Annotated in this window: 26 protein-coding genes, 2 tRNA genes and 1 pseudogene; 15 read left to right on the top strand and 14 right to left on the bottom strand. The window is 69.9% G+C overall.

Annotated elements, in window-relative coordinates:
• The first annotated feature begins 92 nt into the window (after positions 1 to 92).
• The 9 genes and pseudogenes from ALI22I_RS22985 to ALI22I_RS22945 all read left to right on the top strand — a co-directional run bounded on the left by ALI22I_RS22985 (position 93) and on the right by ALI22I_RS22945 (position 5,647).
• The gene (locus ALI22I_RS22985) at positions 93 to 524 is read left to right on the top strand and encodes a DUF3052 domain-containing protein (protein ID WP_077007687.1); all 432 of its coding nucleotides are present in this window, start codon (positions 93 to 95) and stop codon (positions 522 to 524) included.
• A 130-nt stretch (positions 525 to 654) separates the two neighbouring features.
• Complete coding sequence (locus ALI22I_RS22980) at positions 655 to 1,113, top strand: peroxiredoxin (RefSeq protein WP_077007588.1); 459 nt, start codon at positions 655 to 657, stop codon at positions 1,111 to 1,113.
• Positions 1,114 to 1,145: 32 nt separating this feature from the next.
• Positions 1,146 to 1,217: transfer RNA gene (locus tag ALI22I_RS22975), tRNA-Val, on the top strand.
• 394 nt (positions 1,218 to 1,611) lie between these two features.
• Entirely contained in the window at positions 1,612 to 2,052 is a 441-nt protein-coding gene (locus tag ALI22I_RS22970; RefSeq protein ID WP_143532369.1) for a hypothetical protein, read from the top strand.
• A gap of 166 nt (positions 2,053 to 2,218) precedes the next feature.
• Positions 2,219 to 2,410: pseudogene (locus ALI22I_RS49510) on the top strand (redoxin domain-containing protein); the annotation flags it as partial.
• 23 nt (positions 2,411 to 2,433) lie between these two features.
• Positions 2,434 to 2,503, top strand: a tRNA-OTHER gene (locus ALI22I_RS22960).
• Positions 2,504 to 2,801: 298 nt separating this feature from the next.
• Positions 2,802 to 3,416, top strand: coding sequence for an NYN domain-containing protein (locus ALI22I_RS22955; RefSeq protein WP_077007586.1), 615 nt, complete (start codon positions 2,802 to 2,804; stop codon positions 3,414 to 3,416).
• Positions 3,417 to 3,428: 12 nt separating this feature from the next.
• The gene (locus ALI22I_RS22950) at positions 3,429 to 5,039 is read left to right on the top strand and encodes an N-6 DNA methylase (RefSeq protein WP_083751937.1); all 1,611 of its coding nucleotides are present in this window, start codon (positions 3,429 to 3,431) and stop codon (positions 5,037 to 5,039) included.
• Entirely contained in the window at positions 5,027 to 5,647 is a 621-nt protein-coding gene (locus tag ALI22I_RS22945) for a restriction endonuclease subunit S (RefSeq protein WP_077007584.1), read from the top strand. Before ALI22I_RS22950 ends, ALI22I_RS22945 begins: the two co-directional genes overlap by 13 nt.
• 74 nt (positions 5,648 to 5,721) lie before the next feature.
• Here the strand turns inward: ALI22I_RS22945 and ALI22I_RS51080 are convergent, their stop codons facing one another.
• Positions 5,722 to 6,270, bottom strand: coding sequence for a TIGR04141 family sporadically distributed protein (locus ALI22I_RS51080; RefSeq protein ID WP_077007583.1), 549 nt, complete (start codon positions 6,268 to 6,270; stop codon positions 5,722 to 5,724).
• 432 nt (positions 6,271 to 6,702) lie between these two features.
• Here ALI22I_RS51080 and ALI22I_RS22935 point away from each other — a divergent pair, with 432 nt between their 5' ends.
• The gene (locus tag ALI22I_RS22935) at positions 6,703 to 6,993 is read left to right on the top strand and encodes a hypothetical protein (RefSeq protein ID WP_077007582.1); all 291 of its coding nucleotides are present in this window, start codon (positions 6,703 to 6,705) and stop codon (positions 6,991 to 6,993) included.
• 24 nt (positions 6,994 to 7,017) lie between these two features.
• Positions 7,018 to 8,076: a saccharopine dehydrogenase family protein gene (locus ALI22I_RS22930; RefSeq protein ID WP_077007581.1), complete on the top strand. Its 1,059-nt coding sequence runs from the start codon at positions 7,018 to 7,020 to the stop codon at positions 8,074 to 8,076.
• Here the strand turns inward: ALI22I_RS22930 and lipA are convergent.
• From lipA to ALI22I_RS22915, 3 genes are read right to left on the bottom strand one after another with little or no spacing between them, the layout of a single operon-like run.
• Complete coding sequence (gene lipA, locus ALI22I_RS22925) at positions 8,056 to 9,060, bottom strand: lipoyl synthase (RefSeq protein ID WP_077007580.1); 1,005 nt, start codon at positions 9,058 to 9,060, stop codon at positions 8,056 to 8,058. The genes ALI22I_RS22930 and lipA overlap by 21 nt on opposite strands.
• Positions 9,061 to 9,075: 15 nt before the next feature.
• Entirely contained in the window at positions 9,076 to 10,017 is a 942-nt protein-coding gene (locus ALI22I_RS22920; protein ID WP_077007579.1) for an oxidoreductase, read from the bottom strand.
• Between the two features lie 20 nt (positions 10,018 to 10,037).
• Complete coding sequence (locus ALI22I_RS22915) at positions 10,038 to 10,502, bottom strand: hypothetical protein (protein WP_077007686.1); 465 nt, start codon at positions 10,500 to 10,502, stop codon at positions 10,038 to 10,040.
• A 130-nt stretch (positions 10,503 to 10,632) separates the two neighbouring features.
• On the opposite strand from ALI22I_RS22915, the gene ALI22I_RS22910 reads away from it, so the two are divergent.
• Both ALI22I_RS22910 and ALI22I_RS22905 read left to right on the top strand, forming a co-directional pair.
• The gene (locus ALI22I_RS22910) at positions 10,633 to 11,280 is read left to right on the top strand and encodes a TetR/AcrR family transcriptional regulator (RefSeq protein ID WP_077007685.1); all 648 of its coding nucleotides are present in this window, start codon (positions 10,633 to 10,635) and stop codon (positions 11,278 to 11,280) included.
• 56 nt (positions 11,281 to 11,336) lie between these two features.
• Positions 11,337 to 12,269, top strand: a complete 933-nt coding sequence (locus tag ALI22I_RS22905; protein WP_077007684.1) for an LLM class F420-dependent oxidoreductase — start codon at positions 11,337 to 11,339, stop codon at positions 12,267 to 12,269.
• On the opposite strand, the gene ALI22I_RS22900 is transcribed toward ALI22I_RS22905, so the two are convergent.
• From ALI22I_RS22900 to lpdA, 8 genes are all read right to left on the bottom strand, one after another.
• Entirely contained in the window at positions 12,254 to 12,796 is a 543-nt protein-coding gene (locus tag ALI22I_RS22900; RefSeq protein ID WP_077007578.1) for an ArsR/SmtB family transcription factor, read from the bottom strand. The genes ALI22I_RS22905 and ALI22I_RS22900 overlap by 16 nt on opposite strands.
• 1 nt (position 12,797) lies before the next feature.
• A complete protein-coding gene (locus tag ALI22I_RS22895; RefSeq protein WP_077007577.1) occupies positions 12,798 to 13,805 on the bottom strand; it encodes a serine hydrolase in 1,008 nt (335 codons plus the stop codon).
• Positions 13,806 to 13,906: 101 nt separating this feature from the next.
• The gene (gene lipB, locus ALI22I_RS22890; protein ID WP_077007576.1) at positions 13,907 to 14,650 is read right to left on the bottom strand and encodes a lipoyl(octanoyl) transferase LipB; all 744 of its coding nucleotides are present in this window, start codon (positions 14,648 to 14,650) and stop codon (positions 13,907 to 13,909) included.
• The gene (locus ALI22I_RS22885) at positions 14,637 to 15,233 is read right to left on the bottom strand and encodes a phosphatase PAP2 family protein (protein ID WP_077007575.1); all 597 of its coding nucleotides are present in this window, start codon (positions 15,231 to 15,233) and stop codon (positions 14,637 to 14,639) included. The genes lipB and ALI22I_RS22885 overlap by 14 nt, the downstream gene beginning before the upstream one ends.
• Positions 15,233 to 16,117 carry a TIGR01777 family oxidoreductase gene (locus ALI22I_RS22880; protein ID WP_077007574.1) on the bottom strand — a complete coding sequence of 295 codons (885 nt, stop codon included), beginning with the start codon at positions 16,115 to 16,117 and terminating at the stop codon, positions 15,233 to 15,235. Before ALI22I_RS22880 ends, ALI22I_RS22885 begins: the two co-directional genes overlap by 1 nt.
• A 113-nt stretch (positions 16,118 to 16,230) precedes the next feature.
• On the bottom strand, positions 16,231 to 16,983 hold the full coding sequence (locus ALI22I_RS22875; RefSeq protein ID WP_202971049.1) for a VOC family protein: 753 nt from the start codon (positions 16,981 to 16,983) through the stop codon (positions 16,231 to 16,233).
• Between the two features lie 175 nt (positions 16,984 to 17,158).
• On the bottom strand, positions 17,159 to 18,901 hold the full coding sequence (gene sucB, locus ALI22I_RS22870; protein ID WP_077007572.1) for a 2-oxoglutarate dehydrogenase, E2 component, dihydrolipoamide succinyltransferase: 1,743 nt from the start codon (positions 18,899 to 18,901) through the stop codon (positions 17,159 to 17,161).
• A gap of 54 nt (positions 18,902 to 18,955) precedes the next feature.
• Positions 18,956 to 20,326, bottom strand: coding sequence for a dihydrolipoyl dehydrogenase (gene lpdA / locus ALI22I_RS22865; RefSeq protein WP_077007571.1), 1,371 nt, complete (start codon positions 20,324 to 20,326; stop codon positions 18,956 to 18,958).
• A 175-nt stretch (positions 20,327 to 20,501) separates the two neighbouring features.
• On the opposite strand from lpdA, the gene ALI22I_RS22860 reads away from it, so the two are divergent.
• Positions 20,502 to 20,819: an oxidoreductase gene (locus tag ALI22I_RS22860; protein WP_077007570.1), complete on the top strand. Its 318-nt coding sequence runs from the start codon at positions 20,502 to 20,504 to the stop codon at positions 20,817 to 20,819.
• A 15-nt stretch (positions 20,820 to 20,834) separates the two neighbouring features.
• On the opposite strand, the gene ALI22I_RS51075 is transcribed toward ALI22I_RS22860, so the two are convergent.
• Positions 20,835 to 20,996 carry a hypothetical protein gene (locus ALI22I_RS51075; RefSeq protein WP_179118314.1) on the bottom strand — a complete coding sequence of 54 codons (162 nt, stop codon included), beginning with the start codon at positions 20,994 to 20,996 and terminating at the stop codon, positions 20,835 to 20,837.
• A 177-nt stretch (positions 20,997 to 21,173) separates the two neighbouring features.
• Positions 21,174 to 22,670: a leucyl aminopeptidase gene (locus ALI22I_RS22855; protein WP_077007569.1), complete on the bottom strand. Its 1,497-nt coding sequence runs from the start codon at positions 22,668 to 22,670 to the stop codon at positions 21,174 to 21,176.
• A 195-nt stretch (positions 22,671 to 22,865) separates the two neighbouring features.
• Between ALI22I_RS22855 and ALI22I_RS22850 the strand changes: the two genes are divergently transcribed.
• Positions 22,866 to 24,122, top strand: a complete 1,257-nt coding sequence (locus tag ALI22I_RS22850) for an APC family permease (protein ID WP_179118313.1) — start codon at positions 22,866 to 22,868, stop codon at positions 24,120 to 24,122.
• The last annotated feature ends 30 nt before the right edge of the window (positions 24,123 to 24,152 follow it).

Raw genomic sequence — 24,152 nt, 5'->3', positions numbered from 1 at the left:
GCTGACAGTGTTCGCTAGCCGCGACTGGTAGTGACATCGCGCGGCAGTCGTACCCCGACTGCCGCTCTTGTGTACTTGGAGGAGTGGAAGCCGTGGTCGCCGCGGAAGACGCCGGCAAGATCGGTGTCGCCGACAGGCTCGGGATCGAACCGGGCAGCGTGGTCCAGGAGATCGGCTGGGACGAGGACGTCGACGACGACCTGCGTGCCGCGATCGAGGAGCGGGTGGGCGGTGATCTGCTCGATGAGGACTCCGACGAGGTGATGGAAGTTGTCCTGCTGTGGTGGCGCGACGACGACGGCGACCTCGCCGACGCCCTGATCAACGCCACCACGTCGCTGGCCGACGACGGCGTGATCTGGGTGTTGACGCCCAAGACCGGGCGGGCCGGTCACGTCGAGCCGAGTGACATCGCCGAGGCCGTGTCCACCGCGGGGCTCGCCCAGACCTCCAACATCACGGTGAGTGGTGACTGGTCGGCGACGCGCCTCGTCTCGCCGAAGTCGGCCAAGACGAAGCGCTAGCCGAGACGAGGCCCCAGCCCTGGCCCTAGCCGAGACGAAGGGCGCACGGCCATGCCCTAGGCTCGACGGCGGGCTCCCCGATCGGGTGGAGCCCGTTCTTCGGGTTGCGGGTTGCGCTGTGGAGGGTTGCATGGTTCAGGTTGGTGCGGAGGCCCCGGACTTCACGCTCAACGACTACAACAAGCAGCCCGTGACGCTGTCCTCGTTCCGAGGCGAGCGCAACGTGCTGCTGGTGTTCTACCCGTTCGCGTTCAGCGGCATCTGCACCGGCGAACTGTGCCAGGTGCGGGACGAACTGGCCGCGTACGAGGACGAGAACGTGCAGGTCGTCGGCGTGTCCGTGGACACGCCGTTCAGCCTGAAGGCATGGGCCGCGGAACAGGGCTACCAGTTCCCGCTGCTGTCGGACTTCTGGCCGCACGGCCAGGTCGCCCAGGCCTACGGCGTGTTCAACGAGAAGGCCGGCCTGGCCAACCGCGGCACGTTCCTGATCGACACCGCGGGCGTGATCCGGTACGCCGAGGTCAACGCCCCCGGCGAGCCCCGCGATCAGGAAGCCTGGAAGAAGGCCGTCGCAGCCCTGGCCTGATACCTTCCCGACGCCGGTCCGCCGGCGCCCGGGGGCGCGTAGCTCAGCGGAAGAGCACTCGGTTTACACCCGAGCGGTCGCAGGTTCGAATCCTGCCGCGCCCACTGTGTCCTGCGGGGGGTGCAACCCCCGCGCACCGCCCGGCGGGCTCCGCCCCCGGACCCCGCCGGGGCTCTCACCCCTGACCCCGACCTCAGGGGCTCCACTGCAGCGCTTACGCGCTCGCGCTCCGCCTCGTGGTCTATACGAAAAATTTCGTCTTTATGGTTTTGAGATCACCGTCGCGCACGGTCTGTAACGTCCATCCCTCCGGTCGCGATTCTCGGCGTACATAGAATTTCGGGGATCGGTTTCATCGCGCTGTTCGGCACCAAGAAGATCCTCGCCGGAATTGGTGTCGGGCTCTGCGTCCTGGCCATCGTCTTCACGGTCTTGGCCCAGGCAGCTGCGGTGAAGGGTTTCGACGAGATCATCGACGGAACCACCAACGAGGGCCGGGTGGGCGGCACCACGGCCGAGGTGACGTCTGAGGCACCGAAGGACTCACCCACCTGGGGGCAGCGCTACACCTGGGAGAACGGGCTGGCGGTCGAAGTCTCCGCGCCCGCGGCGTGTACGCCCGGTCAGCACGCGCTGCCGTCGAACGTGGCCCGCGCGGTGAAGCTCACCGTGACCGTCTTGAACGGTACGGACCAACCGTTCAACGCCGGGATGCTCTCGATCGGCAACGACGTCCAGTTCGATGGCCGGAGAGCCGAGGCTGTTTACGACGCCAACGGCCCCTGCGGACACGGCGGTGTCGAGAACGTCACCGTGCTGCCCGGCAAGAGCTATGCGTACGACATGGCGTTCGCCGTCGGGGCGCAGCCGGGCGAACTCCAGATCGCCTTGCAACCCGACTTCCGTTCCGACAAGGCCGTTTTCGTCGGTCAGGCGTAGTAAGGGGGAGCGAGCAGTAAGGCGGTCGGGCGCAGGTGCGCGGTCGAGGCTGTCGAGGCTGGTCCGTGAAAAGGATTTCGGAGAACTGAAGTTCCGCGCTGTGGCGGCGGAGTTCTTCGGCCGGACGCAGCAGGTCGACCAAGGCCGGGGTGAACAGCTCGTCCGCCTGCTGTCGGACTTCTGGCCGTACGGCGAGGTGGCGCAGGCCTACGGCGTGTTCAACGAGAAGGCGGGCCTGGCCAACCGCGGCACGTTCCTGATCGACACCGCGGGCGTGATCCGGTACGCCGAGGTCAACGCCCCCGGCGAGCCCCGCGATCAGGAAGCGTGGGAAAAGGCCGTCACAACCCTGGCCTGATACCTTCCCGACGCCGGTCCGCCGGCGCGTAGCTCAGCGGAAGAGCACTCGGTTGCACCCGAGCGGTCGCAGGTTCGAACCCCGCCGCGCCCACTTACGGATGACCGCACTCACCGGAGGGCCGGGGCCATCCGCCGTTCAGGCCGGTGATCGGCCGAAGGCCACCACCGGGGGGTAAACAATCGCGACGCGCACTGCAGTGCAGCTTGCGCTGCACCTGCGGTGTGATCTACCGTGATGTCACTGCAAGGGGAGTCGTGGAAGCGAGCGCTCCTGGCGCGGAAATAGAGACGGCCCCGTCGCCGGGGCCGTCGGGCCAGGGCTGCTCACCCTGGCGTGGTGTGTCCTCAGCATACCTCAGAAGCCGCAATCCACCCACGGAAGGTGCGTCGTGACCCGCGTCGCTGTCTACGTTGACGGCTTCAACCTGTACTTCGGCCTCCGTGCCAAGTACGGCCGGAAGTACCACTGGCTCGACCTTGAGGCGCTGGCGACCAGCCTGCTCCGTGAGGGGCAGACTCTGGCATCGGTCAACTACTTCACCGCCCGCGTCCGTGGGGATGTGGACGGTGGACAGCGGCAGTCCGATTACCTGGACGCGCTCGGAACCGCCAGTTCGCGCGTGACGATCCTGGATGGCCGCTTCCAGGAAAAGGTGCGCCGGTGTCGTGGGTGTGGTGACAGCTGGACCGTCTTCGAGGAGAAGGAGACGGACGTCAACATCGCGATCGCGATGCTGTCCGATGCCGTCCAGGACCGGTTCGACACCGCCCTGGTGGTCTCCGCGGACAGCGACCTGTGCCCCGCGGTGCGAGCGACGAAGAGCCTGTTCCCGGCCAAGCGGATCATCGCCGCCTTTCCCCCGCGCCGGCACTCGGCCGAGCTGAAGCGGGTGGTCGACGGCTACGTGCACATCGGCGACGACAAGGTCCGTCGGGCCCAGTTGCCGGACGAAGTCGTCACCGCGGCGGGCCTGGTCCTGCGGCGGCCGAAGCACTGGACCTGAGAGAGCAGCGTCATGTCGGATGCGCGCACCACCATCTCCGAGATCGCTCGTCACATCTCCGTTTCGCTCCAGGCGGTGAGCAACTGGCGTCGTCGGCATCCGTCCTTCCCGCGTGCTGTGAGGGTCGGCGGCGGCGAGGTGTTCGAGGTCGGGGAGGTCGCGAAGTGGCTTGATGATCGAAAGATCCCGAAGAAGGACCTCCGACCTCGGGAACTGCCGGGGGCGACTTACGGCGAGCGGTTCCGCGTGGCGTTGAAGATCGAAGGGCGCATCGACGACCTCGCCGACGTCGACGTGTGGGGAGAACTCCTGCGCCTGCGCGGGACGCTGGACGTCGAGTCGTTCGCCGAAATCGTCTTCACATTGCTGTACTTGGCGTTCGTGGACGAGAGCACGTGGAGCGACATCCTCGCGGCCGAAGACGAGGACCTTCCCCACCTGCTTCGCGGCGCGACCCTGAAGCACCGGGGGCTGGGTGAGCTCTACAAATCCGTGCACTCGATCACTGAGGACCACCGGCACAACGATCGACTGGTGAACCTGGTCCGGCTCGTCCACCGGGTCAAGGGCGTCGATCGCGGCGCCGGGGTGTTCGAGTCACTGGTGGACCGGCTGCTCGCCGTCATCGGCAGGGGAGACGGCACGGTCCACACGCCTCCGGAGGTTGTCCGACTGCTCGCGACGGTCCTCGATCCCGGTGTGGGAGCCACGGCGTCCGATCCCTGTTGCGGCTCTGGCGAGCTCCTGGCAGGGGTGGCCCAACACGTCTCATTGCATGGCGCTGACGCGAGTGCCTGCTCGTTCACCGGTTCGGCTCTCGCACCGCGAACCGCGGCACTCGCCTCGATGAACCTCCTGATGCGGGGCGTCCGAGCCGAGGTGGACGCGAAGGCCGACCAGAGGGTGCGGTTCGGCGAGCACATCCCCAGCGGACGCCACGACATCGTGCTGACGAACCCGCCGTTCGACATGAAGAGCGTGCCGGGAACCGTGGGCTTCTCCGGTCCCTACGGGCCGCTTCCACCGAACAAGACCAACTTCGCCTGGCTCCAGCTCGCGGTGTCGACCCTCAACGAAAGAGGCAGTGCGGGTGTCGTCATGCCGGGCAGCACCCTGTTCGCATCGGGTGCGGAACAGCGGATCAGGGCGAGGATGGTCGACGACGGAGTGGTCGAGGCGATCGTCTCCCTTCCCTCGCACCTGTTCACGTCGACTGCCATCCCGGTCACCATCTGGGTACTCAGCAGACGGTCCAGGGCACGAGCGGACGAGATCCTCCTGGTCGACGCGAGCGGGCTCGGGCGTATGACGAGCCGGACCCAACGGTCCTTGTCGGCCGAGGAGTGGTCGCTCATCTCGGGCACCGTCGGCAACTGGCGGGCCGGGAAGGACCACGAGGACGTGCCGGGGTTCTCCGCGTCCGTCCTTCGGCAGCGCATCCGCGACCAGGACTACGTGTTGGTCCCGGCGAGGTACGTCGGCGCCCGGTCCACCGCTCCGGCGACGTCGGACAAGTCAATTCGCGAACTGCGTGACGAACTGATTCACCTGGAGTGGCAGGCCGCCGAGGTGGACGCCGTGGCGAGAGAGCAACTGGACGGGTTGAAGCTGTGGATTCGCTGATCGGTCCGGTTCCCGAGGGTTGGGTGCAACGCCCGTTGGGCGAACTCGCCGAGATAACCACCGGGCCCTCGGCGATACATGCGGCGCTGGTCGACGACGGGTCCGCCGACGTGCCGGTCGTGATGCCGAAAGATCTGCGCCACAACAGGATTCCGGATCGTCCGGCGTCGGGCGTGGCCCCGGACTCCGCTCGTCAGCTGTCGCGCTACGCGCTGCGCCGCGGCGACATCGTCTGCCTCCGGACGGGCCGACTCGGTCGTCAAGGGCTGGTGGAGGCGGAACAGGAAGGGTGGCTGTTCGGTCCGGGTTGCCTGAGGGTGCGGATGCGGTCGGAGGTGTACCCGGCCTACGTCGTGTACTACCTCGGCCATCCCGCGGTGCAGGACTGGATCGTGGGGAACGCGCGTGGTGGGGTGATCCCCACCCTCAGCACCAGGATGCTCGGCTCGTTGCCCGTGGTGGTTCCGCCGGCCGACCTCCAAGCACAACTGGGCGATGTGCTCGCGGCTCTCGACGACAAGGTCGTGGTCCACGAGCGGATCAGCACCACGACCGCGTCCTTGCGAGACGCGCTTCTCCTCCGGTTGTTGAACGGAGCTTCGGAATAGTCCCGGTGTCCGAGGAGATCGACCAGCTGCCGAGGCGGGCGGGGGAACCCTGGTCGTAGCCGGGCGTGGCCCGGTCAGACGGCTCGCTCGCGTTCTTGGTCGATCTCGTGCCAGCGGCCCTCACAGAGGCGGTAGACACGGCCGTCGAGGGTGGTCTCGAAGGTGATCCAGCGGTCCATGGGGATGGGATTGGTGAGCAACTGCTCGCGGGCCTTGTCGGCGCACGGGATCAGTCGGGCCTGCTTCAGCTCGTCGGTACGCGCGAACTCGGGCACGCGGGCGAACCGGGTGGTGATCACGGTGACGTCCAGCGCCGGGTCCAGGGGTAGCGGGCCGTAGCCGCCCACGTTGTTGGTGCGGAACGACACCGTTTCGCCGGCCCGGCTCACGGCGGCGTCGGGCCAGCGCAGGCCCAGTGGGCCGAACCGGGTGTTGCCGCCCAGTGCCACCGCCAACCTGCGTTCCAGCACGGGCACCAGCAGGTCGTCTTCGGTCAGCGTGGTCTTGTCGCTTTGTTCGGTGATGTGGTCAATGGTTTTCACGTCGGCCCGGAGCTCCTTCGATGCGCATAGCTGAAAACTATTCGGAAAAGTCCGTCTCAGTTGGTTGAAATAATGGCACACCAAAGAGTGAAGTGGGTCACGCGGCGTGGTTCGGTCGGTGAGTGGCACGGGGTTGGTCCAGTGGCGGAACCGCCATCCGTGGCCGTTGAAGTGCGGTGATACGGCCGGGTGGCATGTCCGCCCACGCTGAGGTGCACGGCTGGTCGAATCGGGTGAGAGTGCACAACCTGATGTCACTCGGTCGGGTGAGGGGCATATTCAACCGGTGATCGCCCCGAGGTGGAATAGTAGATCCGGCACCGTGTCGGCCCGGTTATCGGTGTCGATGAATTGCTTGACTGGCCGGTTTGAGGGGTGACTGGACCGTTCGGCGCACGGGGGCGTCCGCTTGCCCCTGAGGTGGGCCGGATGGGTCATTAGGGGTTGCTGACCACGTCCCCCTATGTGGCATCCCCCCTATGCGAGAGCGGTCCGAGGACGTAACTTCCACACATGTCGCCCAGGGCCGTCACCGCGGTGGTCGGTGTTGCGTTCTTCCTGGCCGGGTTGCTGATCATGTTGTTGCCCCTGTCCACCGACTCGCCATCGGGCTTCGCGGTCGCCTGCGGCAACAGTGTGGGGATGGGGTACGACGACGTGGTGGTCGAGGCCGAGGGCCTTGCGTTCGTCGAGATCTGCGGTCGGCTGCGCATGGAGCGGTTGGCGTGGGCCGCTCCTGTCGCCGTGTTGGGTGTTCTGCTCGTGGCCGGGAGCATCGTGGTCAGGCGGAGGTCGTCGGCGTAGCTACCTACGAGTAGCTTCTACCGCATGACGTGGATGGTCTACGGAGCCAACGGGTTCACCGGCACGCTGGTCGCCGAGCTCGCGGTCGAGCGCGGGCTGCGGCCGGTGCTGGCCGGGCGGTCCGCCGAGAAGGTGCGTCCGCTGGCCGAACGCCTGGGGCTGGAACACCGGGTCTTCGGCCTTGAGGACGCCGTGGACGCACTGCGGGACATCGACGCGGTCGCCCACTGCGCCGGCCCGTTCTCGGCCACCTCGGGACCGATGGTCGACGCCTGCCTCAAGGCGAAGACCCACTACGTCGACATCACCGGCGAGATCGACGTCTTCGAAGCGGTGAGCCGACGGGACCGCGAAGCCGAGGACGCCGGCGTGGTGCTGCTGCCGGGCGCCGGGTTCGACGTCGTCCCCACCGACTGCATCGCGGCCATGCTGCACGCGGCGCTGCCCACGGCCACGCACCTCGACCTGGCGTTCCTCGTCCAGGGCGGTGCCAGCGCGGGTACTGCACAGACTGCCGTGGAGGGGTCGGGTGGCGGGGGACGGGCGCGCGTCGACGGCGAGATCCGCAGTGTGCGGCTCGGGCACCGCCGCCGCACCGCGCACTTCCGCGACCGGCCCCGTGACGTCGGCGCCATCCCGTGGGGCGACGTGAGCACGGCCTACCGGTCCACCGGCATCCCGAACATCACCACGTTCACCACGTTCCCCGGCGTGCTGGGCACGCTCCAGCCGCTCGCCGCGCCACTGCTGCGCACCGGCCTGGTCCGGCGGCTCGGCAAGGCGGTGGCGCAGCGCATCGGCGGCCCGAACGACGCCACCAGGGCCCGGACCCGCTGCGAGGTGTTCGGCGAGGCCTGGGACGGGCAGGGCAACCGGTTCCGGGCGGCGCTCACCGGCCCGAACGCCTACGACCTCACGGCGGACTCGGTGGTCAAGGCCGTCCAACGCCTCGACGACGTCACGCCTGGCGCGCACACGCCGTCCAGCGCCTTCGGAGCGGACTACGTCCGGGCGTTGGACGGCGTGGTGGTCAGCGACCCGACACCGGCAGCCGGGCCGCCCTCAGCGGGAGGACAGCAGTGAGGTGATCTCCTGCGCCGCGCCGCCGGCTTCGAGCAGGTGGTGCAGGTTCTCCGGCAGCACGTCGCCGCGCTTCTGCACGGCCTGCGCGTACAGCCGCCCGGCGCGGTAGGACGAGCGGACCAGGGGACCGGCCATGACCCCGGAGAACCCGATGGCCTCGGCGGACTCCTTGTGCGTCACGAACTCCTCCGGCTTCACCCACCGCTCCACCGGGTGGTGCCGCGGCGAGGGCCGCAGGTACTGCGTGATGGTGATGATCTCGCAGCCCGCGTCGTGCAGGTCCCGCAACGCCTCGGTGACCTCGTCCGGCGTCTCGCCCATGCCCAGGATCAGGTTGGACTTGGTCACCAGACCGGCCTCGCGGGCCGCGGTGATGACCTCCAGCGACCGGTCGTAGCGGAACGCCGGGCGGATGCGCTTGAAGATGCGCGGCACGGTCTCCAGGTTGTGCGCCAACACCTCGGGCCGCGACGAGAACACCTCCGCCAACTGCGAGGGCACCGCGTTGAAGTCCGGGATCAGCAGCTCGACGCCGGTGCCGGGGTTCATCGCGTGGATCAGCCGGACGGTCTCGGCGTACAGCCACGCGCCGCCGTCCTCCAGGTCGTCGCGCGCCACACCGGTCACGGTCGAGTACCGCAGACCCATGGCCTGCACGGATTCCGCCACCCGCCGCGGTTCATCGCGGTCGAGGTCGGCGGGCTTGCCGGTGTCGATCTGGCAGAAGTCGCACCGACGCGTGCACTGCTCGCCACCGATCAGGAAGGTGGCCTCCCGGTCTTCCCAGCACTCGTAGATGTTGGGACAACCGGCTTCTTCGCACACCGTGTGCAAGCCCTCGCGTTTGACCAGGCCCTTGAGCTCCCGGTACTCGGGGCCCATCTTCGCCTTGGTCTTGATCCACGAGGGCTTCTTCTCGATGGGCGTTTGGCTGTTGCGAACTTCCAGCCGCAGCAGCTTCCGACCTTCAGGTACGACGGTCACGACTTCAACCCTACGTCACGAGGGGTCCGGTTCGACGCCCGTGAGTTTGGCCGTCAAGTCCCACAACCGGCTGGCCGCGAGGTCGTCCCGGGCCGCCGTGGTGGACGCCGCGGGGGCGGGGTGGCCGCGCATCTCGCGGAAGCCGTCCGGCCCGTAGTAGGCGCCCGCCCGCGCGTCGGGCGACGTCGCCGCGTAGAGCTGCGGCAACGCCCCCGTCTCGACGGACTGCGAGAAGAAGTCGGTGACCCTGGCGCCCAGCCCGAGCAGTGGGTTGCCCTGGGCACGGGCCATGGTGGCGCTCAGCTCGGTGGAGGTGAGGCCGGGGTGGGCAGCGACGGACGTCACGTCCACGTCCGCGGTCCGGGTGCGCCGGCCCAGCTCCCGCGCGAACAGCAGGTTCGCCAGTTTCGACTGCCCGTAGGCGCCCCACGCCGAGTACCGGCGCACCTCGTAGTTCGGGTCGGCCAGATCGACGCGGCCCGCCTGGTGGGCCAGGCTGGCGACGGTGACCACACGCGCGCCCGGACGGGTGCGCAACGCGGGCATCAGCAGCCACGTCAGCGCGGCGTGGCCGAGGTGGTTGGTGCCGAACTGGCGCTCGAAGCCGTCGGCGGTGCGCCCCAGCGGCACCGCCATCACGCCGGCGTTGTTGACCAGCACGTCCAGCGCGTCACCGGTGCGTTCCCGCACCAGGGAAGCCGCCTCGCGGACGGAGGACAGGTCGGCCAGGTCCAGCGGCACCAGCTCGGCCTTGCCTCCGGTCGCGAGGACGCGCTCCAGCGCGCGCCGCCCGCGTTCGGCGGACCGACAGGCGAGCAGGACGTGCGCGCCCTTGCCCGCCAGCACTTCCGCGGTGCGCAGGCCGAGGCCCGAGTTGGCCCCGGTCACCAGCACGGTCCGCCCGGTCTGGTCGCGGATGTCCGCGGTATCCCATTTCCTGGGAGTCCACTTCGGCATGACCTAATACCTACAGGTGATCAGGCGCTCTTGGCGAGCCTGCGGTGCCGGCCGGGGACGACGGCGGCAGCGGGCCCGCTGCGGATCAGGCTCGCGAACGCCGCGCCGACGCGGGCGATCTCCGCGCCCGGCTCGGACAGTTCCGCCAGGCCCGCGGTGAGCGCCAGCAGGCTCTGCTCGCGCTCGACGGCCTCGGTCGAGGTCAGGTGCGCGTCGAGCACGGCGCGCAGCACCGGCTGCTCGGCGGCCAGCTCGCGCCACGTGCGCGTGACGGTCTCCACGCGGTCGTCGGCGCTGTCCCCCAGCGCCGTGCCGAGCCGCCCGGTGAGCTGCTGCATCCAGCGGTAGTGCAGGGCCAGGAGCAGTTCGTCCTCGGTGGCGAACAGCTCGCGGTCGAACGTCAAGGGTGCCGCCGGGTTCCCGGCCGCGGCGCGGAGCACGGCGTCCAGAGCGTCACGCCGTCGGTAGAAGTCGGTCCAACTCATGATCACGCCTCCTCACGGGGTGATCGACGTCATACCTCAAGTCTTTCGCATACCGTCGGTATGGCCGATGCCGTGAACATACCACGGGTACGTACTCTCGGTATGTCGTACGGTTGTGAACGTGGTGACAGTGCGATCCAGGCGGTTGGAGTACTCGGAGTCGACGAGGCAGGCCCTCGTGGACAGTGCCGTCGAGCTGTTCACCAAACGGGGGTACGCGGGCACCTCGCTGGACGAGGTGGCCAAGCGGGCGCGGCTCACCAAGGGCGCGCTCTACCACCACTTCAGCGGCAAGCAGGCGCTGTTCGAGGCCGCCTTCGACTCGGTCGAGAACACGTTCATGCGCAAGCTCGGCGAGATCGTCAGCGCGCCCGGCGACCCGTGGGACACGGCCATCGCGGGCCTGCGCGCGTACGTCCGGGTCTGCCTGGAGCCCGCCTACCAGCGGATCGTGATCCACGAGGCGCCGGTGGTGATGGGCTGGGAACGCTGGCGCGAGGCCGAGGAGCAGTTCAGCTACGGCCTGCTGCGCGGCACCATCGAGGTCCTGGTCACCTCGGGCGTGCTGGAGCAGTTGCCGGTGGAGACGATGAGCAGGCTGCTGTTCGGCGCGCTGTCGGCGGGCGCGAGCACGATCGCGGGCGCGTCCGATCCGCGCAAGGCCAGCGCCGAGGTGGAACGGACGATTGTCCGGGTGGTCGAAGGGCTCCGGGTCCGCCCGGACGCACCGAACACCGTGCCACCGGAGGAGAAGCGGTCGCGCGCCCGTCGCCGGTAGTGGCGTTCGAGACGCGGGATCGCGGCGCCGTCGCCGGGGCGACTAGCGTGACGGCGGTGGAACTCCGGATCTTCACCGAGCCCCAGCAAGGGGCCTCTTACGACGAGCTGCTGACGGTGGCGCGCACGGCCGAGGCCGCGGGCTACGGCGCGTTCTTCCGTTCCGACCACTACCTCAAGATGGGCGACGGCGACGGTCTGCCCGGACCGACCGACGCCTGGATCACCCTCGCCGGCCTGGCCCGCGACACCGAGACCATCCGGCTCGGCACGCTGATGACCGCCGCGACGTTCCGCCACCCCGGCCCGCTGGCGATCGGCGTGGCGCAGGTGGACCAGATGTCCGGCGGCCGGGTCGAGTTCGGCCTGGGCGCGGGCTGGTTCGAGGCCGAGCACACCGCGTACGGGCTGCCGTTCCCGTCCACTGTGGAGCGTTTCGAGCGGTACGCGGAGCAGTTGGAGATCGTCACCGGCCTGTGGAACACGCCGGTCGGCGAGACGTACGCCTTCGCGGGCAAGCACTACGAGCTGGCCGACTCACCCGCGCTGCCCAAGCCCGCGCACAAGATCCCGATCCTGGTCGGCGGCACGGGCCGCAAGCGCACGCCCGCGCTGGCGGCGAAGTTCGCCGACGAGTTCAACCTGCCGTTCCAGAACGTGGACGCCGCCGTCGAGCTGCTCGCCCGGGTCGACGCGGCCTGCACGGCGATCGGCCGCGACCCCGCCGAGATCTCCCGGTCGGTGGCGCTGGTGGTGTGCGTCGGACGTGACGACGCGGAGGTCGCACGCCGGGCCGCCGCCATCGGCCGCGAGGTGGACGAACTGCGCCAGAGCGGCCTCACCGGCACGCCCGCCGAGGTCGTGGACAAGCTCGGCACGTGGCGCGAGAAGACCGGCATCAGCCGGGTCTACCTCCAGGTGCTCGACCTGGCCGACCTGGACCACGTGGAGCTGGTCGCGAGTTCGGTCGCGCCTCAGCTGCGCAGCTGACCGGCCACGTCCGACGCGGCGGTGAGCAGGACGAGCACGGGGATGGTGGCCGCGGACCGCAGCCGGTAGCTCCCGCGCTTGTCCTGCTCCACCACGCCGGACGCCGTCAACGCCTTCAGGTGGTGGTACAGCTGGCCGGTCGACCCGAGCCCGGCCGCCTCCTGCAACGCCGTGGCGGGCTGGCCGCCGTGTTCGAGCAGGGTGCGCACGATCTCCACCCGCACCGGGTGCGCCAACGCGGACAGCACCTCGATCCGGGGCCGGTCCGCCAACGACAGCGCGCGCTCCGGCGTCACGTCGATCCGCCACGTGAACCGGCCGTCGCCCAGCGCCACCCGACCGCCGTAGCCGAACGCGCCGGTGCTGCTCTCCGTCTTGGGCGTGCTCTCGGTTTTGGGCACGTTCCCCGTCCGGGGCGCGTCCCCGGTTCCGGGCAGCTCGACCGTCTCCCGCTCGTCGTCGCCCTCCAGCGCCGCCACGCGCTGTTCCAGCTCGGCAAGTCGCTGCACCAGGTCCACCGCTGCCATCCTACGAGAGGCTGACTTGGAATTCTCGCAGTACAGCGGGCTCCAGCAGGGCCTTTCGCGTCAACGCCACCAGCTCGGCGGCCCGGCCGTACCACTGCTCGTCGACTTCCTCGGTCAACACCGCCGCGCTGCCGATCCGCCCGTCCGCCCAGCGCACGCCGAAGCCGACCGTGATGATGCCCGGTAGCGACCCGCCCTTGAACCCGATGCCCACTACACCCGGCGGCGGTTCGTGACCGTGTTCGAGGTGGGCGCGGGCGATCGGCACGTCGGTCATCACCCGGTGTGCCCGGTTCAGCGCCGCCGCCGTGCCCGACCACGTGCCGCGCGCCCAGGGCCGTTGGCCTTCGTAGGTTTTCGGGATGTGCGGGAACTTCCCGATCACCTCAAGCTGCAACTGCGGGTCGTGCAGGTACTGCTGCACGTCCACCCGGCGCTCGAGGATGAAGTTCAGCACTTCGCCGAGGATCTCCGGGACTTCCAGGACCGGCCACCGGGCCGCGGTGGCCTGGATCAGCGCGTCGCCCAACCGGTAGCGCAGGAAGTCCGTCGCGGCGTTGTCGCTGTACCGGATCATCACCGCGGCCAGGTCGTCCAGGGTGACGAACCGGTGCGGGTCGTCGGCGGTGACGCCGTTGGCGGACGGGATGCCCAGAGCACGCAGGGACGCCTGGTGCGCGCCGCCGTCCAGGCCCAGGTAGTACTGCTCCCACTCACCGACGCGCACCTTCTCGTCCGGCCGCACCAGACCGGTCTCCACGGCCTTCGCGTACGCGGCCAGGTGCACGACCTTCACCGCCGACGCCAACGGCTGGCGCTCGTGCGCGCGGTGTGAGACCCGGCCACCCCGGCCGTCGTCCAACACCACGGCGACGTGCTGCGGGTTGGCCCGGAACCACGCCGGCCAGTCGTCCGGCTGAGAGATGGCACTGGCCGGCGCGACCGGCAGCAGCGCGGCCGCGCCCGCCGCCCCGCAGGCGAGCAACAGGTGCCGTCGGGTCAGGAGCACGACGAAACTCCCCTCTGGTAGTCCGTAATTCCGGAATACTAGAGGGGAGGGGTCGTGGTTGTCAGCCGGTTTGCCGGCCTCCGCCCGTCAGGTCGTCGGCGTCAGCCCGTCTGGACGGCGAACGTCACGCCGGCGGCGATCGGCCGGTCCCGGACCAGCGCGCGGTCGGCCAGCGGCAGGTCACCGTTCAACGCGTCGATCACCGCCTGGCGGGCCAGCGGCAGCACCTCCGCCACCGTCACGTCCCGGTCCAGCTCGTGCGACAGCGACGCCACCCCGGCGTCCCGGATACCGCACGGGATGATGTCGCCGAACGCGCCCAGGTCGGCGTTGCAGTTGATCTCGAACCCGTGCATGGTGACGCCGCGCTGCACCCGGATCCCGATGGCGGCGATCTTGCGCTCCCCGCCCTTGTCGTCGGCCGGGAGCCACACGCCGCTGCGGCCCTCGACCCGACCGGTGCGCACGCCGAGCTGATCGCACACGTGGATCAGGGCCTGCTCCAGGCGGCGGACGTACTGGACCACGTCCAGCGGCTCGTCCAGCGCCACGATCGGGTAGCCGACCAGCTGGCCGGGGCCGTGCCAGGTGATCTTGCCGCCCCGGTCCACGTCGATGACCGGGATGTCGCCACCCTTGGGGCGCTCCTCGGGTTGGGTGCGCCGCCCGCAGGTGTAGACGGGTGGGTGCTCCAGCAACAGCATCGTGTCGCCGATCGCGCCGTCCGCGCGTGCCTCGGCGAGTTCGCGTTGCAGGTCCCACGCGGCCAGGTAGTCGATGGTGCCCAGCTCACGCACGTCGATCGGGTCCGTCGAGGCGCGGCAAGAGAGGTCAGGACTGCTCACGTCTCGACATTACGCCCACGGGTAGCAGCCGCAGGGCACGGGCGACGACCAGCCCGACCCCGACCACGGCCAGGACCGCGCCGACCGTGTCGGTGAACCAGTGCATCTCCAGCACGACCCGACTGGCCGCCGTGAGCACGACCGCCGTGCAGGCCAGCGCGATCGCGTGCTTGAGGTACCGCCGCGCCAACCACGCGCACAACACCACGCCGGTGAACGCGACCGACGTGACCGCCGTGACGTGCCCGCTCGGGTAGGCCCACTTCGGGTAGTCGATCGGCCGGAGCCGCTGGTAGCCGTACCGGGCGAGCAGCGTGGACCAGCAGGCCGCGAGCAGCACGGCGGCCCGCACCAGCAGCAGGTCCTTGGCCAGCAACGCCCGTAAACCCAACGACAGCAGCGCGATCGTCGCCAACCCCGGGCTGAGCACGAAGCTCACCACCGCCGCCGAGTGCTCGAAACCCGGCCCCAGGTCCACCGCGGCCAGGCGCAACCCCTGGTCCAGCACCGGGGGCTCGTCGCGCACCCGCAGCCCGAGGACCATGGACGCCAGCGCCAGCACGGCGCCGACCATCGCGCCCATCACCCGGCGAGGGCCGCCGCCACGGCGGCCCCGAGGGCGGGGTGCAGGAACTGGAAGCCGCGGTGTTCGAGCACCCGCGGTACCGCCCGTTGACCGCCGAGGAGACCTTCCTCGGCCATCTCGCCGAGCACGGCCTTCAACGCGAACGCGGGCGCCACCCACGGCGTCGGCCGGCGCACCGCGTGCCCGATCGTGCGGGTGAACTCGGCGTTGGTGACCGGGCTGGGCGCGGTGATGTTCACCGGGCCGGCGACGTCGTGCTCGATCACGAACCGGATGGCCGCGATGGCGTCGTCCAGCGAGATCCACGGCATGTACTGGCGGCCGTCGCCGAGACGTCCGCCGAGGAACAAGGAGAACAGCGGTCTTATCTTGCCGAACATGCCACCGGACGGGCTGATGACCGGGCTCGTGCGCAGTCGGACGACGCGGGCGTGCTCGTCGGCGGGCGCGGTCGCGGCCTCCCACTGGCGGCAGAGACCGGCCAGGAACCCGGTGCCCGACGGGCTCGACTCGTCGACGATCTCGTCACCCGTGTCGCCGTAGTAGCCGATGGCACTCGCGTTGACCAGCACCGGGACGCCGCGCTCGGCGACGGCCGCGGCCAACACCTCGGTCGGCACCGTGCGGCTGTCCAGCAACACCTGCTTGCGCGCGTCACTCCACCGCTTGTCCCCGATACCCGCGCCGCACAGGTTGACCACCGCGTCCACGCCGTCCAACGCGCCGGCGTCGATCCGCCCGGCCGGCGGGTCCCACTCCCGCTCATCCGGCGCCCCCGGCCGCCGCCGCACCAACCGCAAGACCTCGTGCTCGGCACCGCGCAACGCGGCCACCAGACTGGTGCCGATCAACCCGGAAGACCCCGCGATCACAACCCGCATGGGTTGATCGTCTCGCAGCAGGGGTGCGGTTGCACAGCGGCCGAGGTGTCACGCACACCACCCACTGGGCAGCGCGGACCACACGTGGGGCTGACGTTCCTGCCGGCAGTTCCTCACCGACCGAGGGCGCGAGCCTGAAAGGTCAATCTCTCCGGGCTGCTCAGACGCACTGACGAGCGGTCGGCGTAGGTGGACCCGGTGGCCGGCTCTTGGCCGTGATCGCGCGCGAGGGCGGCCACGCTTTCCGGGTCGTCGACGCCGACGACGAGTTCCCAGCGAGAGACGGGTGCGCCAGGCCCGCGTGCCGGGACGAACTCGGCGAAACCGAGGTCGGTCCCCAGCGTGTCGCGGTAGAAGAGTCGAGCTTGGTCGGGCTGATCACAGGCGAGAACCATGCTTTGCGGCGTGAACGTCAAGTCCGGGGGGAACGCCCATCCGCTGAACTCGTGCGCTTGCCACAGTGAAAAGGCCGCGCCGACCGGATCGATCAGGGTTGCCAGGCGGCCTTGATCGCCCGCGCTGAAGGGGGCGACGATGAGCTGCGCGCCGTTCGCCACCGCCGCCTCGGTACGACGTTCGACATCATCGACCGCGATGTAGAAGGCGATGTGCGGGGGAGTGCCGAGGGGGTAGACCGGGTTCGCGAGGTCGCTGACACCGCCGATCCGGTAACCGCCGGCGGTGATCTTCGTCGCTCGACGCCAGTCGTCCTCGTCCACCGCGAAACGCCAGCCCAGGACTGCCGAGAAGAAGGCAGCGGTGCCGGGGACGTCGTGGGTCTTGAGGTCCATCCAGCAGAACGAGTTCAACGAACCGTGGTGTGTCGTCATCGCGCCGCTCCAGTCGCCTGCGAGGCGAACGATCATGCTTTCGCAGAAGTCCCCCCGCCGGGGGAACCCCTGATCTTGATCATGCCAGAAGGGCCCGACAAACCTCGGACGTTCAGCGCCGGCCTGTGGACAACTGCCGCCCGAGCGTCAGACGGCGAAGGCCGCCCCCCGGCGAACCGGGGAGCGGCCTTCGGCGGACGAACTGGAGAACTCAGAGGCCGAGGTCGGCCTCGAACGAGCCCTCTTCGAGGCGGTTCTTGACGGTGGTGAGGAAGCGGCCCGCGTCGGCGCCGTCGACCAGGCGGTGGTCGTAGGTCAGGGCCAGGTAGGCCATGGAGCGGATGGCGATGGTGTCGCCGTTCTCGTCCGTGATCACCACCGGGCGCTTCTTGACCACGCCGACGCCCAGGATGCCGACCTGCGGCTGCTGGATGATCGGCGTGTCGAACAGAGCGCCGTTGCTGCCCAGGTTGGTCAGCGAGAACGTGCCGCCGGTCAGCTCGTCGGGCGTGAGCTTGTTGGCCCGCGCCCGCGCCGCCAGGTCGCCGATCTTGTGCGACAGGCCGGCCAGGTTCAGGTCGCCCGCGTTCGCGATGACCGCGTTCAGCAGGCCCCGCTCGGTGTCGATCGCGATACCCAGGTGCTCGGCACCGTGGTACACGATCTCCTTCTTCTCCTCGTCGATCGACGCGTTCAGCACCGGGTGCTGCTTGAGCGCCTCGACCGCCGCCTTGGCGAAGAACGGCAGGAACGTCAGCTTCGAGCCCTCGCGCTGCTCGAACGCCGCCTTGGCCTTGTTCCGCAGCCGGGCGATCTTGGTGACGTCCACCTCGAACACCTGGGTCAGCTGCGCCGAGACCTGCAACGACTCACGCGTGCGCTGGGCGACGATCGACCGCAGCCGGGGCAGCTTCTGCACCGTGCCGCGCTTGCCGCTGCTGTCCACCGGCGCGGAAGCGACCCGCTGGGCGGGCGCGGACGCGGCGGCGGGCTTGGGCGCCTCCGGCTTCGGGGCCTTGGCGGCCTCGACCGCGGCCAGCACGTCCTGCTTGCGGATTCGGCCACCGACGCCGGTGCCCTTCAACGTGGCCAGGTCGATGCCGTTCTCCGACGCCAGCTTGCGCACCAGCGGCGTCACGTACGGCGCGCCGTTGGCCGACTCCTCGGCCGGGGCTTCCGGCTTCGGAGCCTCCTGCACGGGAGCGGGAGCCGGAGCGGCCGGAGCGGGAGCCGGGGCAGCGGGGGCCGGAGCGGCAGCGGCGGGAGCCGGAGCGGGCGCGGCGGCCGGAGCGGGTGCCGGCTTGGGTGCCTCCTGCGCGGCGGGCGCGGGCGAACCCGAGCCGATCACCGCGAGCTGACCGCCGACCTCGACGGTCTCGTCCTCACCCGCGCTGATCTCCAGCAGGGTGCCCGCCACCGGCGACGGGATCTCGGTGTCGACCTTGTCGGTGGACACCTCCAGCAGCGGCTCGTCGACCTCGACCGAGTCGCCGACGGCCTTGAGCCAACGGGTCACGGTGCCCTCGGTGACGCTCTCGCCCAACGCGGGCATGGTCACCGGGGTGCCCTCGGCCGGACCACCGGACGAAGCCGGAGCCTCAGCCGGAGCGGCCTCGGCCTGTGGCGCGGGCGCAGCCGCAGGGGCGGGCGCGGCCTCGGGCGTCGGCTCGGGCGCCGACTCCTCGACCGGAGCCGGGGCGGAGGACCCGGAGTCGGAGCCGTCGCCGATGACGGCCAGTTCGGCGCCGACCTCGACGGTCTCGTCCTCCTGGGCGACGATCTTCTGGAGCACACCCGCCGCGGGGGAGGGGATCTCGGTGTCGACCTTGTCGGTGGACACCTCCAGCAAGGGCTCGTCGACCTCGACGCGGTCACCCTCCTGCTTCAACCACCGGGTGACCGTGCCCTCGGTGACGCTCTCGCCGAGTGCGGGCATTTGGACGGAGAAGGCCATCGTTCGCTGACTCCTCGTGCGTAAGTCGGGGATCGGCTGACTGGGGTGCGACGGTCAGCCGTGCACGTGCAGCGGCTTGCCGGCCAAGGCGAGGAAAGCCTCGCCGAGGGCTTCTGTCTGGGTCGGGTGGGCGTGGATCAGCGGAGCCACGTCCTCGGGGTAAGCCTCCCAGCTGTAGATGAGCTGGGCCTCTCCGATCAGCTCGCCGACCCGCTCGCCGACCATGGTGACACCGACCACCGGGCCATCGGGCGCCTTGACGAGCTTGACACCACCGGCGGTCTTGAGGATCTGGCTCTTGCCGTTGCCCGCGAGGTCGTAGACGAACGTCTCCACGGAGCCGTACTTCTCCTTGGCCGCGGCCTCGGACAGGCCGACCGAGGCGACCTCGGGCTTGCAGTAGGTGACCCGCGGGATGCCCGCCTCGTCGATGACCTTCGGGTTCTGCCCGGCGATCTGCTCGGCGACGAAGATGCCCTGCTGGAAGCCGCGGTGCGCGAGTTGCAAGCCGGGCACGATGTCGCCGACGGCGTACACGTTGGGCAGGTTGGTGCGCAGCCGCTCGTCGGTGATGACGAAGCCGCGCTCGGTCTTGACGCCGGCCTCCTCGTAGCCGTGGCCGGCGGTGTTCGGGCCGCGGCCGACGGCGACCAGCAGCAGGTCGGCGTCCAGCACGTCGCCGGACTCCAGCGTGATCGACACGGTCGACTCGGTCTGGGTGGCGCCGGTGAACTTCACGCCGGTCTTGAACTTGATGCCACGCCGGCGGAACGCGCGCTCCAGCTGCTTGGACGCGTACTCGTCCTCGGCCGGGACCAGGCGGGGCAGCGCCTCGACGATGGTCACCTCGGCACCGAAGGAGGCCCACACGCTGGCGAACTCGACGCCGATGACGCCGCCGCCGAGCACGACGACCTTCTCCGGGATGAAGTCCAGGTTGAGCGCCTGGTCGCTGGTGATGATCCGGCCGCCGATCTCCAGCCCGGGCAGGCTGCGGGCGTACGAACCGGTCGCCAGGACGACGTTCTTGCCGGTGTACCGCTGACCGTCCACCTCGACGGTGTTCGGGCCGACGAACGTGCCCGCGCCCTCCACCAGGGTTACCTTGTTGGCCTTGACCAGACCCTGCAGACCCTTGTAGAGCCGGCTGACCACGCCGTCCTTGTAGGAGTTGACGCCCGCGATGTCGATGCCCTCCAGCGACGACTTCACGCCGAACTGGTCACCCTCGCGAGCGTTGTCCGCAACCTCCGCCGCGTGCAGCAGCGCCTTGGTGGGGATGCAACCGCGGTGCAGGCAGGTGCCCCCCAGCTTGTCCTTCTCGACCAGGATGACGGACAGGCCGAGCTCGGCCGCGCGGAACGCGCAGGCGTAGCCGCCCGAGCCGCCACCGAGGATCACAAGGTCGGCGGAGGTGTCGGTCACGGAATCTCCCTGGAGAGCTTGATGCCTTACTCCGCGCGGGTGCGCGCGTGTAGTTGCCATCTTGTCACTACCGTGAGAACGCCGGCGACGCGGTGTCCTGTTGGGAGGATTTGGCCCCACCTTCACACGTGCGCCGGCACCATGGTCACCAGATGTCCCGGCAGGAGGTGGCCCGGTGGGCCTGTTCGACCGTTTTCGCAGGAAGCAGCGCCCCGGCGTGCTGCGTTCGGCCTCGTCCACGGACACCGGCCACCTGGAGCAGTGGGCCGCCGCGCGCCGGGGTGTGGAGGCCTACGTCGAGCCGAAGACGACCGTGACCGAGACCACGGTCGTGCTCGTCGCGCACGACGGTGAGTGGACGCGGCGCCGGATCGACGGCACGGACGGCGCGAAGCGGCTGGCGAAGAAGCTGGCGATCCCGATCTACGACGCGGGCATCGTCGGCTACCCGAAGCGGATGCGCGAGTACTCGCGCCGCAAGAACCAGGGTTAGCCGAGCCCGTCGCACTCAGTCGAGCCCGTCCCACAGCGTCGTGACCAGCGCTTCCGGGTCGGTGCTCCAGTCGGTGAAGAAGCCGAGGAACGCGTGGTAGTGGCACGCGCCCAGCAGCAGGTCCGCGGCCGATCGCGGGTCGACGTCGGCAGGTAGCCGGCCGAGCGCCCGTTCCACCTCCAGGTACCGCGCGAGCGTTTGCGGGTGGACACCAACGTGCGCGGCGGGATGACGGTGTCCCGGGCCGACCTGGCGGCGCTGGTGCTGCGCTGCCTGGCCGACCCGGCGACCGTGGGGAAGGCGATCAGCCTGGCCGACTAGCGGCTGATCGACTGTGTGGGATCAGGGCGGGAACTAGCCGTTGGCCGCGATGTCGGCCAACACCGCCGCGAGGGTGCGCACCGGGACGCCGGTGCCGCCCTTGGTGGTGTACCCGTACGGGGCGCCGGTGTGGAACGACGGCCCGGCGATGTCGATGTGCGCCCAGGTCACGCCCTCGGCCACGAACTCGCGCAGGAACACGCCCGCGGTGAGCATGCCGCCGAACCGGTGCCCGGCGACGTTCGCGATATCGGCCACCCGCGAGTCCAGGTCACCGCGCAGCTCGTCCGGCAACGGCATGGCCCACGCCTGCTCGCCCACCGCACGCCCCAGCGAGGCGACGCGGTCGCGGAACTCCTCCGTGCCCATGACCCCGGCGGTCCGCTTGCCGAGCGACACGACCTGCGCGCCGGTCAGCGTGGACGTCTCGATCAGGTAGTCGGGCGCGTCCTCGCAGGCCCGGGTGATCGCGTCGGACAGGATCAGCCTGCCCTCGGCGTCGGTGTTGAGCACCTCGACGGTCTTGCCGCCGTACATGGTGAGCACGTCGCCGGGCCGGTAGGCGGTGCCGGACGGCATGTTCTCCGCCATCGGCGCCCACGCGGTCACCTCCAGCGGGAACTTCAGCTTCGAGGCCAGCACGACGGTCGCGATCACGGCCGCCGCGCCGCTCATGTCCGAGGTCATCTCGTCCATGTTCGCGGCGGGCTTGATGGAGATGCCGCCGGTGTCGAAGGTGATGCCCTTGCCGACCAGCGCCACCTTCTTGCCCGCCTTCGGGCCCCGGTAGGTGATCCGGACCAGGCGCGGCGGACGGCTGGAGCCGACGCCGACGCCGACGATGCCGCCGAAGCCCTGCTTGCGCAGCGCCTTCTCGTCCAGCACCTCGACCTCCAGCCCTTCGGCCTTGGCCAGGGCGGCGGCGCGGTCCGCGAACGACGCCGGGAACAGGTCGTTCGGCGGGGTGTTGATGAAATCGCGGGTCGCGGTGACGGCCTCGGCGATCGCGGTGGACGCCTTGAGCGTCGCGCGGTGCGCCCGGACGTTGCCCTCGGCCGGCGCGACGAGGTCGACGCGCGCGACCGGGCCGTTGCCCTTGTCGGACTTGTAGGTGGTGAACGAGTACGCGCCCATCACGGTGCCCTCGACGGCAGGGCCGAGGTGCAGGGCGGACAGCGTGGTGATGGCGCGCTTCTTGCCGCCCAGCGCGCGGGCGGCGGCGCCGGACGCGCGGCGGACCTGGTCCTCGGTGACGGTGCCGTCGTCGGCGGGCTTGCCGAGGCCGACGGCGAGCACGACGGGCGCACCCAGCTTGCCCAGCGTGGGCAGGGTGACGACCTCGTCGGCCTTGCCGGTGGCGCCGACGGCTTCGAGCACGTCGAGCAGCGCGCCGTCGAACGCGGCGTTCACCGCTTCGGACGCGCCCGCGAGGGCCAGGCCGTCCGGGGCCTGGAGTGTGCCCACCACCACGGCGTCGGCGGTGATGCTGCTCAGGTCACTGTCGGTGATGACCAATTTCGGCGCGGTCACTGCGGCTCCTTGACGGTGTCCTCCCGGCGCTTCCTGGTCGTGCGGCGGGATCGGGGTGGATCCTGACGAATGCTAAAGGTCCCGTTGACACAGTCGGCGGCCGCACCTTCGATAACATGGAGTAACAATTAACACGAATGGGTGTCCACCGGGTGGACGTTCGCAGTTGCTCAGTACATCTGGGACTGTGGACAGGTGACATTCTCGTCCCGTGCCGGGGCCGTGGTGCTCGCTCTTGGTGCGACGCTGGGGGCCGGTGTGTTCACCGGCTTCGCCCCTGCCGCCGCTGTTGCGGGCCCGTGGTTCCTTCTTGGGCTGGTCCTGGCCGCGGTGGCCGCGCTGTGCTGCGCGTTCTCCACCGCCGACCAGCACCGCGCCTACCCGGACGCTCCCGGTGGCTACGCCTACATCCGCAACCAGCTCGGGCGTTGGCCCGCGCGCATCGGCGGGAGCTCTCATCTGGTCGGCAGAGCGGGCATGGCCGCCGCGTTGGCCGGGATGTTCGGTGCGTATGTGGTGCCCGAACACCGGGTGGTGGGGGCGGTGGGGCTGATCGTGGTGACGGCGGTGCTTGGCGCGGTGGGTGTCAAGTGGAGTGTCCGGATGAGTGTGGCGGCGGTGGCCGTGGTGCTCGGCGTGCTGGCGCTGGTGGTGCTGGTGTGTTTCTCGGTCGCACCGCCGGATAACCCGATCGTGGGTGCCGGGGCGGACGGGTCGGATGGGTCGGCCGGGCTGGACGGGTCGGGCGTGGCGGGCGGGCCGGGCTTCGACGGGGTGATGGGCGCGTCGTTGTTGATGTTCGCGGCGTTCGTCGGTTTTGAGCGGGTCACTGCGCCGCAACGTGGTGACCGGGTGTTTTCGGCGCGGGTGTTGCATTTTGCGGTGCCGGTGGTGATCGGTGTCGTGCTGCTGGTGATGGTTGGGGTCGGTGCGGCGGTGCTGCGGCAGTTGGGGTCGGCTCGGCTGGCGCTCTCGCGTGCTCCGTTGCGGGATGCGTTGATCGTGGCCGATGGCCGTTGGCTGCTGCCGGTGCTCGGGTTCGGTGCGGCGGTGGCGGCGGTGTCGTCGCTGTTCTTCGTGTTCGCGTCGGTGCGGCGCACGCTCGTCGGCATGACCGAGACGGGCGACCTGCCGGCGATCCGGGCGGGTTGGCCGCTGGAGGTGGTGAGCGCGGTGCTGGCCGTTCTTGGCGTGCTGGCGTTGTCGCCGTCGACCGCGTTGGCGGTGGGCGCGTGCGGCACGGCGTTCTACTACGGCTTCACCAACGCGTCGGCGCGCGTGCTGTTGCAAGAGGACCGGACGTGGCCGATGCGGACGGCCTGCCTGGGGTTGGGGCTGTCGGTTCTGCTGGCCATGAGCGCGCCCGTGGACGCTCTGCTTCTCACTGGTGTCGGGCTCGCGGTGGGTACCGGACTGCTCGCGCTGGGTGGAGTACGGCAGGCCGTCGGCTGAGCTGAGGCCGATTCGGGGCCGATTCGGGGT

Source organism: Saccharothrix sp. ALI-22-I (genome assembly GCF_001984175.1).
Classification (GTDB): Bacteria; Actinomycetota; Actinomycetes; order Mycobacteriales; family Pseudonocardiaceae; genus Actinosynnema.
This window is presented reverse-complemented; position numbering and strand designations above follow the sequence as displayed.

What these genes read in the sequence shown, in the direction of transcription:
- ALI22I_RS22980 (WP_077007588.1), top strand. Translation starts at nt 655, where the DNA reads ATGGTTCAGGTTGGTGCGGAGGCCCCGGACTTCACGCTCAACGACTAC.
- ALI22I_RS22950 (WP_083751937.1), top strand. Translation starts at nt 3,429, where the DNA reads ATGTCGGATGCGCGCACCACCATCTCCGAGATCGCTCGTCACATCTCC.
- ALI22I_RS22935 (WP_077007582.1), top strand. Translation starts at nt 6,703, where the DNA reads ATGTCGCCCAGGGCCGTCACCGCGGTGGTCGGTGTTGCGTTCTTCCTG.
- ALI22I_RS22930 (WP_077007581.1), top strand. Translation starts at nt 7,018, where the DNA reads ATGACGTGGATGGTCTACGGAGCCAACGGGTTCACCGGCACGCTGGTC.
- ALI22I_RS22920 (WP_077007579.1), bottom strand. Translation starts at nt 10,017, where the DNA reads ATGCCGAAGTGGACTCCCAGGAAATGGGATACCGCGGACATCCGCGAC.
- ALI22I_RS22915 (WP_077007686.1), bottom strand. Translation starts at nt 10,502, where the DNA reads ATGAGTTGGACCGACTTCTACCGACGGCGTGACGCTCTGGACGCCGTG.
- ALI22I_RS22900 (WP_077007578.1), bottom strand. Translation starts at nt 12,796, where the DNA reads ATGGCAGCGGTGGACCTGGTGCAGCGACTTGCCGAGCTGGAACAGCGC.
- ALI22I_RS22885 (WP_077007575.1), bottom strand. Translation starts at nt 15,233, where the DNA reads ATGGGCGCGATGGTCGGCGCCGTGCTGGCGCTGGCGTCCATGGTCCTC.
- ALI22I_RS22880 (WP_077007574.1), bottom strand. Translation starts at nt 16,117, where the DNA reads ATGCGGGTTGTGATCGCGGGGTCTTCCGGGTTGATCGGCACCAGTCTG.
- ALI22I_RS22875 (WP_202971049.1), bottom strand. Translation starts at nt 16,983, where the DNA reads ATGATCGTTCGCCTCGCAGGCGACTGGAGCGGCGCGATGACGACACAC.
- sucB (WP_077007572.1), bottom strand. Translation starts at nt 18,901, where the DNA reads ATGGCCTTCTCCGTCCAAATGCCCGCACTCGGCGAGAGCGTCACCGAG.